Here is a 12,410-nt window from a genome sequence, read left to right as displayed (position 1 = left end):
ATGTCATGCCGGATGTCTGCATATCCGGGCCGGATCGTGCAGCCGGGAGACTTGAAACGTGCGTCGCGCCTTGACCCTGGTCAGGCGGCGGGCCATCAGCGCCATTCCGGTGTTGCTGATCGTCGTGGTCGCCACATTTCTGATGCTTGAGGCGGCGCCGGGCGACGCGGTCGACGCCTATCTCCTGTCATCGGGCGGTGGCGACGCGGCGCTCGCCGCCAGCCTGCGCGCCCAATATGGCCTCGACCAGTCGCTCCTTTCGCGCCTGTTGCTCTACATCACGGCGCTCGGCCGGCTCGATCTCGGCTGGTCCGTCGCCTTCGAGCGGCCGGTCTTGGCGCTCATCGCCGAGCGACTGCCGACGACGCTGCTGCTGATGGGCTCGGCCACCGCGCTGTCCTTCGGGCTCGGCTCGCTGCTCGGCGTCGTTGCCGGCGGCCGGCCCGGCTCCTTCCGCGACCGGGTGCTCTCCATCGGCGCGCTGACGCTCTATGCCATCCCGGGCTTCTGGCTCGGCCTCGTGCTGGTGCTGGTCTTCTCGGTGTCGCTGAGGTGGCTACCCATCGCCGGCATCGAGACCATCGCCTCCGGCAAGCACGGCCTTGCCCGCGCCGTCGACATCGCCCGCCATCTGGCGCTGCCGGTCGCCGCGCTGGGCTTCATCTATCTGGCTTTGTTCCTGCGCGTCATGCGCTCCGCCATGGCAGAGATCTGGCGGCAGGATTTCGTGCTGGCGGCCCGTGCCAAGGGGCTCACCCGACGCCGCATCGTATGGCGGCACGTGGCGCGGGCGGCGCTGCTGCCGGTCGTCACGGTGCTCGGCCTGCAATCGGCCGGCATGCTTGGGGGATCGGTGGTGATCGAGAGCGTGTTCGCCATCCCCGGCTTCGGACGCCTTGCGCAGGAGGCGGTGGCCGGGCGCGACGCGCCGCTCCTGATCGGCATCATCCTGACGTCGGCGGTGCTGGTGATCCTCGTCAACCTCGTGGTCGACCTCCTCTATGCCGTGCTCGATCCGCGCATCGGCGCCTCGGAGGGCGCGGCATGAGCTTTCTGCGCCGTCTGATGTCCATCCCCACCGGCGCCGTCGGCCTCGTGCTACTGGCCGCCATCGCCGCCGCCGCGCTCCTGGCGCCATGGCTGTTCCCCGGCGATCCGCTGCGCATTGCCGGCCCGGCGCTGCTGCCGCCCTTTTCCGACCCGGCGCTGCCGCTCGGCACTGACCGGCTCGGCCGCGACGTGCTGGCCGGCCTCTTTCACGGCGCCCGCACGTCGTTGATCGTCGGTCTTGCGGCGGCCGCCGCCTCGATCCTGGTGGGATCGGTGGTGGGCACCATTGCCGGCTTTGCCGGCAAGCTGGTCGACGAAGCGTTGATGCGCGTCGTCGATGCCTTCCAGATCGTGCCGGGCTTCCTGCTGGCGCTGGCCTTCGTGTCGGTGGCCGGCGGCTCGCTTACCACCGTCATCATCGCCATCGCCCTGTCGTCCTGGGCGCAGCCGGCCCGCCTCGTCCGCGCCGAGGTGCTGTCGATCCGCGAGCGCGATTACGTCGCCGCCGCCCGCGTCATCGGCATGCATCCGCTGGAAATCGCCTTCAAGGAGATCCTTCCCAACGCACTGCCGCCGGTGCTGGCGCTGGCCGCCGTCATCGTCGCCGCCGCCATCCTCACTGAAGCGGCGCTGTCCTTCCTTGGCCTCGGCGACCCCAACGTGGTCACCTGGGGGTCGATGATTTCGGAAGGGCGCAACGTGCTGCGCGCCGCGCCTTTCCTGTCGGTGATCCCCGGCATCGGCCTCGTCGTTGCCGTTCTCGCCGTTTACCTCGTCAGCGAGGCGGCCGGCGAAGCGCTGGGGCGGGGAGGGCAGCGATGACCATGCTCGCCAGCCTCACCGACCTTACCGTCGCCTACCACCGCGCGTCGCCGCCCTCGCTCTCCGGCGTGTCGCTCGACATCGCCTCGGGCGAGATCCTTGCCATCATCGGCGAAAGCGGCTCGGGCAAGTCGACGCTGGTGCGGGCGCTTGCCGGCCTCTTGCCCGAGCGGGCCAGGCTGTCGGGCGCCATCGGCTGGCCGGGGCTTGATGGCGCGCCGCGCGCCGGCCGCGACATCGGCTATGTCTTCCAGGACCCCGGTTCCAGCCTCAATCCGGTACTCACCGTCGGCGAACAAGTGGGCGAGGGCGCACGCCGCCATCTCGGGCTTAGCCGCGCCGCGGCCGAGGCGGAGGCGGCGCGCCTGCTTTCCCGCGTGCACCTGCCCGAGCCGGAGCGTCTGGCGCACGCCTATCCCCATCAGCTCTCTGGCGGGCAGCGGCAACGCGTGGCGATCGCCGGGGCGATCGCCGCCCGACCACGCCTTCTGGTCGCCGACGAGGTCACTTCGGCGCTTGATGTCGTCGTGCAGGCGGCCATCGTCGATCTCTTGGTCGAACTGGTCCGGGCCGACGGCATGACGCTGGTCTTCGTCACCCACGATCTGGCGCTGGCCTCAGGCATTGCCGACCGGCTGGCCGTGATGGCCGGTGGCCGGCTGGTCGAACTCGGGCCGACCGCCGAGGTGGTGGCCGCACCCAAGGCTGCCGAGACGGCCGCGCTGATCGCCGCCCATATCGATCTTGCCACCCCGCCGCTGGTGGGAGGCGCACCATGACGGCGCCGCTGCTCGTCGCTCACGACCTCAGTCGCGCTTTCACCAGCGGTCGCCGCCGTGTCGCCGCGCTCGACGGTGTGTCGCTCTCCATCGCGCCGGGGGAAACGCTCGGGCTCGTCGGCGGCTCCGGCTGCGGCAAGTCGACGCTGGCGCGCGTTCTCACCCGGCTCGTGCCACCGGAGAGCGGCTCCATCGCCTTCATGGGCGACGACTGGCTGGCGCTTTCCGGTGGTCGGCTGCGCGCGGCGCGCCGCCATCTGCAGATGGTGTTTCAGGACCCGTTGGCCGCCTTCAATCCCCGCGCCACCGTCGGTGGGGTCATTGCCGACGCACTGCGCATTCACGCCGTGGTGCCCAGGGAAAAGCGCCGCGCCGAGGTGGGGCAACTGATCGAGCGGGTCGGCCTGCCGTCCGGCCTCGAAGAGCGGTCGATCCGCGACATCTCCGGCGGCCAGCGCCAGAGAGTGGCCATCGCCCGCGCCATCGCCGTGCAGCCGCGCCTGATTGTCCTCGACGAAGCGGCCTCGGCGCTCGACGTGTCGGTGCGTGGCCGCATTCTGGAACTTCTTGTCGACGTGCAGCGGGAGACCGGCGTCGCCTACCTGTTCATTTCGCACGACCTTGCCGTGATCCGCGCCGTGTCGCACCGCATCGCGGTGATGGCCGCCGGACGCATTGTCGAGGAGGGACCGGCGGCGGCCGTGATCGCCGCGCCGGCCTCCGACACACTCAGGGAACTGATCGGCGCGGTGCCGGCCCTCAAGGGAAACCCTCAGGCATGAACGACTTCGACCCCAAGCTTCTCCTCGATACGCCGCCGTTTCCCGCCGAGCGAGTGGCCGGCCTCGCCGACCGTCTGGCGCGCCTGATTGGCGCCTCCGGCGACGTGCTTCTGGTTCAAGCCGAGGCGGTGGTGGCGCTGGAGGCGGTGGCCGCGAGCCTCGGTCGCCCCGGCGTCAAGGCCGTCAACATCGTCACCAGCCCCTATGGCGCCTGGTTCGGGCGCTGGCTGCGCCGGGCCGGTGCCAGCGTGGTGGAGATTCGCGCCGAGGCGGCGCGGCCGGTCAGCGCGCGGGCGGTCGAGGCGGCGCTCGACGCCCATCCCGACGCGAACCTGTTGGCGGTGGTCCACGCGGAGTCGGCCAGCGGCATCCGCAACCCACTGGAGGCCATCCAGCTCCTTGCGCGCGAGCGCGGCGTCCTCACCATCGTCGATGCGGTGGCCTCGCTGGGCGGCCACGATTTCTCCGCCGATGCCTTGCGTGCCGATGTCGTCGTGGTCGGGCCGCAGAAGGCGCTGGCCGGGCCGGCCGGCTTTTCCGCCGTCGCCGTCAGCAAGCGCGCCTGGGCCGAGATCGATCGTCCGGACGCGCCGCAGACCTCTACGCTATCGCTCGTCGACCAGAAGCGCCTGTGGCTGGATATCGGTCGTGGCGCACTGCCGGGTACGCCGTCGCCGCTGGAGCTCTGGGCGCTCGCCGCCGCCCTCGATCGCGTCGAGGCGGAGGGAATGGAGCGCCTCATCGACCGGCATGGCGAGGCCGCCGCCGCCGCGCGGGACGGCCTGGAAGCGCTCGGCCTTGCCCCATGGGCGCGCGCCGAGGATGCCTCCAACCTCGTCACCGCCTTCGCGGTCCCCGAGGGGATCGACGCCCTTCACCTCCTCGAAACCCTGCGGGCCGCCGATCCCGACTTCTCCTTCGGCGTCGGGCCCGGCGCTGAACGCCTCATCCGCCTCAACCACACTGGCCGCCGCGCCGACCCGGCTGTGGTTCACGCGATGATCTCGGTCCTCGCCGCCGCCCTCCGCCGTTGACAAGCTGCCCGCGTCTCCCTAAACATCCCGCCTCGAAGCGGGTGTAGCTCAATGGTAGAGCAGCAGCCTTCCAAGCTGAATACGAGGGTTCGATTCCCTTCACCCGCTCCAGTTTTTCCCATATATTACAATGGGTTGCAGACCTACCGTTGAGCTGCCGTGTCACTCGTGTCACTGCCGTGTCACTCGCCGTTTGACGTTCTTGCTGCGACTCTCGCCTTGGCAATCTTGCGACTTTGCTCTAGCCCATCACCTCGGCTGTAGCGTTTCGTCATTTTGATCGTCGTATGTGTTGCGAGATCCCGGGCGGCCTCAATCGAGCCCATAGCGTCCACCGTTTCGGTCACAGCGCCAGCGCGTGTGTCCATGGACCAGACAGTTGAGGGTACGCCGGCAGCATTGCGGATCGCTCGGAAGCGCGTCGTGTATCGGTTGTCCCACCACGGTTGCCCTGTGTCCTCGCAGATCACCACTGGGCCAATGTCAGGTATCCTGTATGCCTTGAGGGCTTCGACGACGAGCGGGAGCAAACTCAGGTCTCGCGTTACAGCGGCTCCGGTCTTGCTCGTGCTTAGGGTGAGGATGCCGTCCTTCAGGTTCTTGGTCGTGAGGCCCTGCCAACGGAACGGGCCACCTTCTGGCGGCGGTGCCCACTCGCCGATGACATCGATCCGACGCAAGGCTGTTTCGAACTTCAGGGCCTCGACAAAGCCGATCGAGGGATAGCCCTCTATGGCGGACTGCCTGACAATGGCGAGACACTGGTCATAGGTCATTGCGACAGTGCGGGGCTTGGGCTGCTCGAACCGCATATCCGAGAGGATGTCTCGGGCGATGGCGCACCCTGGAAGCCGCTCACCGGCACCGTAGCTGAGCACGATCCGGAGGAGCTTCATCGCTCCGGCTGCGCGACGCTGCCCCTTCTTCCACCATCCATCATACCAGCGGACGAAGTCAGAGCGTTTGAGGACGTCAATGCGCCGGGCGCCGACGCTGGCCGCGAGAACCCGTAGGCTCGGCTCGTAGTCGCGTATCCGGGTCGAGTGCTTGACCTTGTGGATCGAGCTCGTTTTGTCGAAGCGGTAGATCTTGATCAGGGATCCAAGTGTCCCGTCGTAGCGCGGCGGAGCGCCAAGGCTGCGAAGTTCCGCGGCGAGTTCGTCAGTCCGTCGGCGACACTCAGCGGCGACTTGGTCGTCGCTCATGTCGTCAGGAAAACGGAAGCGTGGCAAAACTGGCGGTGCACCGGCTACCGCCCGTTGCGGGCTCCAGTAGCGGACAAGCGTCCCGTCTCTGTTTCGCCGAGAGGTGTAACCCGGCCGGTCGTTTCTCATTCAAAGTTCTCCTGCCCATCGGGGACGAAGGCACCCAGAGGCGGAGCGGAATCGTCTCGCATGGGTAGATCAAGGCTGGCGACTTCCGTGGGTGGGATCACGAGGACCGTCAGCGTCTTCATGTCGATTTGGAGCCGGGACCCTGTTCGGTCGGCGGCGCGCATGACGCGCACGAAATCGGATTGGCGAAGCGAGGGGCGCGCCATCAGTTTTCCCTTTCTACGGTTCTGAGTTCGACAGTGCCGTCCATCCGTTTTCTCCACTTCGACCACGGCTTTTTCGGCTTCGCGCCGATGTGCTTGGCCCGCTTGCGGTGGATGATTGCCTTCTCGGCTACGTCCGTTTTGGTCTTCTCGCCGTGGCACCAATCGCAGGCGACGCGGAGATTTCGTTCCCGGTTCTCGCCGCCGTTGACGAGGGCGATGGTGTGGTCGGCCTGCCAGCGGTCGGCCGGCCCGAGCTTGCGTCCGCATATCTCGCAGCGGCCACCGGCGCGCTCGAACACGCGGACGCGGACACGCGGCGGGATCGCCGTGTCCGGCGTCGCACCGATCCATTCATCCGTGGTCCGGCCGGTCATGGCTCCCTCCAGTGGAAGGTAACGCCATGGTTGGAGCCGAAGGCTTCGATGAGAGCCATGAGGTCGGCCATCTCGCCCTTCGACAGGTCCGACGAGGAGCGCCCCAAGTTCACGAAGCCCTTGCCCTCGATGTTCGGCACAAAGCGGATTTCGGAGTTCAGGGCATCGAGGAAGAGGAGCTTCCAGTCGTCGGCCGATAGCTTCTGGCCGTGCCACGGAAGCTGTTGGGCAACGTCGGTCAGCATCGCCCACATGCGAGCGTTCTGGTCGAGCGTCCGTTGCGGGGCCTTGAACTCCACGCGAGTTTCCGGCGGTGCCTTCTTGATCCACTCAATGGCCCTGAGACGGATCACGTCGTTCGCCAGGACGAGGAGGGCGCGCGACATCACGCCTCCTCTGTCAGCCAGTTCGCATCGAACCTGCGAGCAATGGCGAGCGCGACATTTCGGTCTTCGGCGTCGGCGCAAATGCGATCCACGTCGAAGTCTGCCCAGACTTGGGCGACGTCGCCTTCCTGCATTGCGGCTTCAAGCTGTTCGAACCATGCGACCGGCGGGCGGGCAGTCTCTGGCTCCGGTTCGGGCTTGGCGTCGATCACCGGGACGGCTGGGGCAGCGGGCGCGGGCGGTGCCGGCGGCGCTTTCACCGTCTCGTCGGCCTTCTCGGGCGAGCGGTCCCACTCGTCAGGGTCGATGATGCCGGCGAAGCCGAAGGCGTAGCGGGCCGCCTGGATCATCGCCTTGTGGCGAAGCATGCGCCGGGGCCACTGGCGCCACGTGTCGGTGTTCCGTACGCACTCGGCCATGTACTCGGTCGCGGCGACCGGGTGCGAGCGGTCCTTTCGGTAGATCCGACAGGTGATCGAGACCAACGCGCCTTTGTCGTTCAGCTCGTCGGCGAACTCCATCCCGTCCATAGCCGGATGCGAGTTGATGAGGTTCGCCCATCCGTCGATGGAGACGATGGGCTGAATGCCGCCGCCCTTCGTTGGAAAGGCGAAGATCTCCTTCAGGATCGGGTTGAGGTCGTATTGCTTGGCGACCAGCACGAAGGCGGCGAACTGCTCGTTGGTGATCTCCTTGGGAACCACCGTCGCCCGCAGCGTGTCGGCAAAGACCTTCGGCTCCATGCCGTAGCGGTTGGCCATGTCGACGAGGACGGACTTCCGGCCGTGCTCGACCGTCGCAACTTCATTCATCTGTCAGTTCCTTCCGGCCACCATTCGCGGCGCTCAGCCACGGCGCGGTAAGTCTGTTCGGAAATCGGAGTGGTGCAGACCCAGCTCCACAGCGCGCTGGCCTCGGCCGGTTTGCCGTTGACGAGGCACTGAAACCCTTCTGGGGTCGACCAGATGGCAACAGGGAGGGAAGGGCGTTGAACGCGCTTCCCGTTGACGGTTTCTTTGACGCGCTTGCGCCAGAAGCCGCACCTGGGATCGGCGGTAAGCGGCCCGATCTCGGTGACCTGTTGCCGTGTCAGCCGGCCACCGTCGCCCGCCAAGGCAAGCGCGGCGCGCCAGTAAGCATACGCGTCGCCTGTTCGCTCCTCGGGCATGTCACGCCATCCCAAGGGCGTTCATGTAAAGTTCGAGGATGGCTTCCGCCTCCTGCCGCTCGTCGGGGTCTTGCTTCCTGAGCTTCAGGATGGCGCGGACAGCCTTGACCTCATATCCGCGACCTTTCAGCTCGGAGAACACTTCGGAAATGTCTTCCTGAAGGGCGGCCTTCTCTTCCTCCAGACGCTCGACGCGTTCGATAAATTGACGCAACTCACCGGCAGCAACGCCGCCGTTGTTATCCGTTTCCATGATCTGTCTTTCTGAGGAAATGCCGGCGGCACGTGTCGTGCTGGCTCGATCTTTCGTGCCGCCGGCCAGTTGGGCGTCGCGGCTTTGGAGGGTGAACGACGCCTTGGGAGGTTTGGGGTTAGGCGGGCAGGGCAACCCAGCCGAAGAACCAGACGACGCAGAGTCCGACGAACGCGGACCCCGCAAGGGCTTCACCCACGGCGTTGGTCACGCCGCACGAGCCTTGATCGTCGCCGCGTCGGCAAGGCTGTTGTACTGGCCGTTGAGGAGCTGGAGCACTTCCCGGCGGACGAGGTCCCGTAGGGAGCCATCCGGCGCGCTGGTCCGCAGCGTCTCCGCGTCGAAGTCGTCGGACGGGCCGCCGAAGTCGGAGCAGTAGGAAACGCCGGTGAGCATCCAGTCGCCGCCGTCATGGCGCATGTCGACTTCACACTCAAAGCCGCCGAGGAGAACGCCGCCGGAAAGCTCGATATCCACGTGGGCGGGGAGCGTCACTTCGTCATCGACGAGGTCGACATTGTTGAAGCGGTCGGGATAGGCCGCAACGCGGCTAGACCAGATGGCATCAGCAGAAGAATGGAACATCAGAACCTCCATCGCCGCTTCTTCGTGCCGAGGCAGATCGGCGGCTGATGAGAGGAATGTACGAAAATCATTCACACTAGTCAAGCGCGTTACGGCAATCATACAAGTCGCAGCAGCGCACGATCACTGGTCCCAACGACTCCAGCGGTCGACGGAGGGCAATAACGTTCCTATCTTATCTCTTGTGGGCGACGATCACATTTACAGCCCGCTCTAAAGAGGCTCTAATTGCATCAGTCCCCCATTCGGAACGTTCTTCGACAGTCAAGCCGTTGAATACCCCAACCAGCAGATTAAGATGAAAAACTAGGCCATTAGCTTCAGAAACTGTAAGTGCGGCATGCCGATACTCGATAGTCGGATAAATTTTCTCGAGTGCCTTCAATACGTGGACCCGGTGGTTCATTTCGCCAAGTATATTCTTCGATCTCTCAATTAAATCAGATATTTTCTCATAATACTTGAAAGGTGCATCTTTCTGCTGTGCCCGTTCAGCATCTAGGTATAGACCAAGACTGTTTGTATCAAGCTGATAGGTAAGAAATCCTGGTCGCGCAGACGCACGGTTATACGCTGTTTCCATATGTTTAATAGCAATAGGTATTCTTCCCAAATTCCGTGCAAATATGCTATATTGAAGCCAGAATAATGGCTCATCCTGAATATAAACGTTGTCCCTACCGTTCTCGTATATCGTTCGGATTTGATCGTCGCGATCAGCTTGGCCTTCAAACAACTTAGAAAGAAAACTAAAACGAAGAAGCGAGCCCATCGTTGCTCTGCCCGCGCGCGCGCGCTCAGACTGTGGGTCTTCGCTCTCGTGCATTCTCTTTGCAGCCTGAGAAGCCATACGAAAAATCGCACCTGCAAGTTCGAATGTCTTCAAGTACCTCTTTACAATAAATTCCGAAAGAATCGATGAGTGAGGCGTAATTCGATCTTGAGAAAAGTCGATAAGCTCGTACGCAACTTCTCCAGCTCCTTTTATGACACCGTAAACGTCAATTTTTACTATTGATCTGAGGAAATCAATTTCAGTGTGAAGACCAAGAATTTTAAGTATACTTGAGCATAAGAAAATGAACTTGGCGTCACCATTTTCGAGAATAGGCTTCATGGCCTTGTCGATGCGTGAGGCGACGTCCGTATTCTCAAATACGGAAAGTACGATATCTCGGAACTCGGCTCCCTCTTTAAACCGGTCGAAAAATGAACTCGGTGCAATTCCACATTTGTCTAGCAGGTGGAAAATCTCTCGCAACTCTCCTGCGGATAGGTAGTTCAGGTTAATGCGACTAACTGACCCAGTGGCTATTGATGCTATTTCGCTGTAGCGAACGAGTTGAGTACTAGTATTTACCTCAATTACGAATCGTGCGTCCTCTCTGATGGTAGAAAAACTATCCATAAGTTTATATGCAGTGTCATAGTTGCTAAAAAAAAGAACCACCTTGGGTATTGTTTTAAGAAATTCTATTTCATCAGCGGTTGGCACAAAATCGTCCCTGACAAAAAAGCATGTTGAGTGTGAAACCGTTAAGTGCGCGGCTAAGCTATATGTAAAAATAGTCTTACCATTTCCTATTTGTGAGTGTATTATGAGTGTCTTGGAGCTATCGAGTGCCTCATCGCACTCGAGAAGGCGCTTTTTCCGGATGAGTATATATTTTGATTCTGGGAATGTCGCAATCAAACGACCAATATTGAACTGCCCAAGAGAAAAAAGAGATTCAACTTCGATTGGTGTGGGGGGAGCGAAGAGCTTACGGTCTTTGTCTATGTCAAAGTAGCGGACAGAGCGAAGGGCCGCTGGATGGCTTGGTTTAGGTTTTGAACTCGCGTGCCGGCACTTCTCTGCAAACCCTTCCACTCCGAAAGACAATCTGGTTCCGTACGGCGTCAGTTTATCCAGGGCCACGGGGTTAGATGTTGGAAGTAGTATGAAAAACGTCTTGCTGATATATGCTGGATTAAGTGATAGGTATTTAGCGGGTTCAAAGTCATTTAATTCATACCCTAAGAAAAATACGTTTTCTGATATTAATAAATCTCGTTCAAAGATAGACCACCAAGGAGACTCGATCGCTCGCTGTTGTGCATAAGAATAATGTGTGAGAACTAATTGTGTGAGGGCGTTGTTGGCCGTGCATTTATGAATGTATCCGTGGAGATGCACGACAGAATTACTTGAGATGTGTTTTGGGACCGGATCTTCCGTAGAGTACGAGGTGCGTTTTTCGGTTTTTTCTAGTCGACTGCTATGAAGCTCGACCGAGTCGTCGTAGTTTGTTGTAAAAATTCGCATCCATTTCTTTGAAAGAATAGTCTTTTGATCTGGGGATAGCTCAGAAGTAACGAAGTTAGATCTTAGAAATTCGTGGATATCGACTAAGTTGTTTCTATCCGCATATCCTGCCAGATGCTGCAGTTCGGAGCGGTCTTCGGGGGGCAGTTTGCATTCACTTCGCAGTTCTGCCTCAAGCTCACTAACGAGGGGAACTAGTTTGTTCTGGATGTTGTGCGCGGCATGAGCGAATCCCGCACCTAGAAATAGAATCGACGTAGATGGGTCGAATTGATCTGGAAAATCCATAAACGTCTCTCCAACCACATTTAGTAGCCTGCGCCTCGCCCAAAGCGCTAGCGCAATCGAATACCCTACGCTCCTCGCGAGAGCTTATCTTGCTCGCATTCGGACAAACTTGCCGATTACCTGTCCAATGATGCGGACTGCGCCCAACGGGCGCCAAAAATCGGGGACTGCCGGATTATCTGAGGTAACCCATAAGCGTGGCGGTAGCTCATTTCGGTCGATACGCAGGCGCTTGACCATGGGCCCGTCACCATCGTCGATTACGTAAATTTCCCCTGACTTAATTCGCTCGGTTGGCTCGACAAACACGATGTCATCAGTGTTGAGCCCTGGCTCCATTGAGGTTCCGTCAACTGGGAGTGCAAACACTTTCTTGGGGGGTGTCCCAAGGACTGTGGGAGGTACGACCCATTCTTGGGTGACCAAATGGCCGGTTGTAATCCCGCCCCTGTTGAGCGTGACTACTGACCCTACAGTGCCGTGGCCAGTACCTGCACGAGCATCTATCTGCGGGAGCCCACCGGGCATCGAGGGCTTCCAATTGTCACGATACTCGTTAGCATTGCTCTCTTCAAAAGGGACGCGCTGTGGTTCTATTGGCTCGCCCATTGAAGGCGCTGCGATCTCGAGGTAGGCCGCAATCTTTGGTATCTCATCGACCTTGATGCGACGCTTCCCTTTCAGCATTTGTGTGATTTGAGGATGCGCAATACCTAACGCGTTGGCGATGCCAATCTGCGTCTTCCCTGGGCGCTTTAGCCCTTCGCGAATCCACTCGACGAAACGATCACTCATTGGTTGAAAATCGCACATCATTGGTTGGGACCCAATTTTGAAAATCGAACATTGTATCTTGCCTTACATGTACGAATAACGTACATTTTATGGATGCGATGCGAACCTGCGAATAGCATTATCAACCTGCTCGGCGGTCCTACTGCGGTGGCTCGGGCTACGGGTGTCACCATTCACACAGTCATGCGCTGGAGAATGCCCAGAGGTGACAGTCATTGTCGAAACTTGGGAGGGACCGGGGGCATAATT

At 61.3% G+C, this 12,410-nt stretch carries 14 protein-coding genes and 1 tRNA gene; 6 read left to right on the top strand and 9 right to left on the bottom strand.

The annotated features are described in order from the left end of the window. Positions 1-58: 58 nt before the first annotated feature. From M4J40_RS12680 to M4J40_RS12655, 6 genes are all read left to right on the top strand, one after another. Positions 59-1,048 carry an ABC transporter permease subunit gene (locus M4J40_RS12680; protein WP_251754513.1) on the top strand — a complete coding sequence of 330 codons (990 nt, stop codon included), beginning with the start codon at positions 59-61 and terminating at the stop codon, positions 1,046-1,048. Beyond that, complete coding sequence (locus M4J40_RS12675; protein WP_251754512.1) at positions 1,045-1,872, top strand: ABC transporter permease; 828 nt, start codon at positions 1,045-1,047, stop codon at positions 1,870-1,872. Before M4J40_RS12680 ends, M4J40_RS12675 begins: the two co-directional genes overlap by 4 nt. Continuing rightward, on the top strand, positions 1,869-2,651 hold the full coding sequence (locus M4J40_RS12670) for an ABC transporter ATP-binding protein (protein ID WP_251754511.1): 783 nt from the start codon (positions 1,869-1,871) through the stop codon (positions 2,649-2,651). The genes M4J40_RS12675 and M4J40_RS12670 overlap by 4 nt, the downstream gene beginning before the upstream one ends. Beyond that, on the top strand, positions 2,648-3,433 hold the full coding sequence (locus M4J40_RS12665) for a dipeptide/oligopeptide/nickel ABC transporter ATP-binding protein (RefSeq protein WP_251754510.1): 786 nt from the start codon (positions 2,648-2,650) through the stop codon (positions 3,431-3,433). The genes M4J40_RS12670 and M4J40_RS12665 overlap by 4 nt, the downstream gene beginning before the upstream one ends. Further along, on the top strand, positions 3,430-4,467 hold the full coding sequence (locus tag M4J40_RS12660; protein WP_251754509.1) for an alanine--glyoxylate aminotransferase family protein: 1,038 nt from the start codon (positions 3,430-3,432) through the stop codon (positions 4,465-4,467). The genes M4J40_RS12665 and M4J40_RS12660 overlap by 4 nt, the downstream gene beginning before the upstream one ends. Positions 4,468-4,504: 37 nt before the next feature. Next, a tRNA-Gly gene (locus M4J40_RS12655) sits at positions 4,505-4,578 on the top strand. Positions 4,579-4,649: 71 nt separating this feature from the next. On the opposite strand, the gene M4J40_RS12650 is transcribed toward M4J40_RS12655, so the two are convergent. The 9 genes from M4J40_RS12650 to M4J40_RS12610 all read right to left on the bottom strand — a co-directional run bounded on the left by M4J40_RS12650 (position 4,650) and on the right by M4J40_RS12610 (position 12,161). Continuing rightward, positions 4,650-5,801, bottom strand: a complete 1,152-nt coding sequence (locus M4J40_RS12650; RefSeq protein ID WP_251754508.1) for a hypothetical protein — start codon at positions 5,799-5,801, stop codon at positions 4,650-4,652. Positions 5,802-6,006: 205 nt separating this feature from the next. Continuing rightward, entirely contained in the window at positions 6,007-6,381 is a 375-nt protein-coding gene (locus M4J40_RS12645; RefSeq protein WP_251754507.1) for an HNH endonuclease, read from the bottom strand. Then, entirely contained in the window at positions 6,378-6,767 is a 390-nt protein-coding gene (locus M4J40_RS12640; RefSeq protein WP_251754506.1) for a recombination protein NinB, read from the bottom strand. The genes M4J40_RS12645 and M4J40_RS12640 overlap by 4 nt, the downstream gene beginning before the upstream one ends. Then, the gene (locus M4J40_RS12635) at positions 6,767-7,579 is read right to left on the bottom strand and encodes a recombinase RecT (RefSeq protein ID WP_251754505.1); all 813 of its coding nucleotides are present in this window, start codon (positions 7,577-7,579) and stop codon (positions 6,767-6,769) included. The genes M4J40_RS12640 and M4J40_RS12635 overlap by 1 nt, the downstream gene beginning before the upstream one ends. After that, positions 7,576-7,935 carry a hypothetical protein gene (locus tag M4J40_RS12630; protein WP_251754504.1) on the bottom strand — a complete coding sequence of 120 codons (360 nt, stop codon included), beginning with the start codon at positions 7,933-7,935 and terminating at the stop codon, positions 7,576-7,578. Before M4J40_RS12630 ends, M4J40_RS12635 begins: the two co-directional genes overlap by 4 nt. Position 7,936: 1 nt before the next feature. Beyond that, positions 7,937-8,188 carry a DUF2312 domain-containing protein gene (locus M4J40_RS12625; protein WP_251755593.1) on the bottom strand — a complete coding sequence of 84 codons (252 nt, stop codon included), beginning with the start codon at positions 8,186-8,188 and terminating at the stop codon, positions 7,937-7,939. A gap of 207 nt (positions 8,189-8,395) precedes the next feature. Further along, on the bottom strand, positions 8,396-8,773 hold the full coding sequence (locus M4J40_RS12620; protein ID WP_251754503.1) for a hypothetical protein: 378 nt from the start codon (positions 8,771-8,773) through the stop codon (positions 8,396-8,398). Positions 8,774-8,948: 175 nt separating this feature from the next. Beyond that, positions 8,949-11,366, bottom strand: coding sequence for an SIR2 family protein (locus M4J40_RS12615; RefSeq protein WP_251754502.1), 2,418 nt, complete (start codon positions 11,364-11,366; stop codon positions 8,949-8,951). Between the two features lie 84 nt (positions 11,367-11,450). After that, a complete protein-coding gene (locus tag M4J40_RS12610; protein WP_251754501.1) occupies positions 11,451-12,161 on the bottom strand; it encodes a LexA family transcriptional regulator in 711 nt (236 codons plus the stop codon). Between the last annotated feature and the right edge of the window lie 249 nt (positions 12,162-12,410).

The organism is Pleomorphomonas sp. JP5 (assembly GCF_023721815.1).
In the GTDB taxonomy this organism is placed as follows: domain Bacteria; phylum Pseudomonadota; class Alphaproteobacteria; order Rhizobiales; family Pleomorphomonadaceae; genus Pleomorphomonas.
This window is presented reverse-complemented; position numbering and strand designations above follow the sequence as displayed.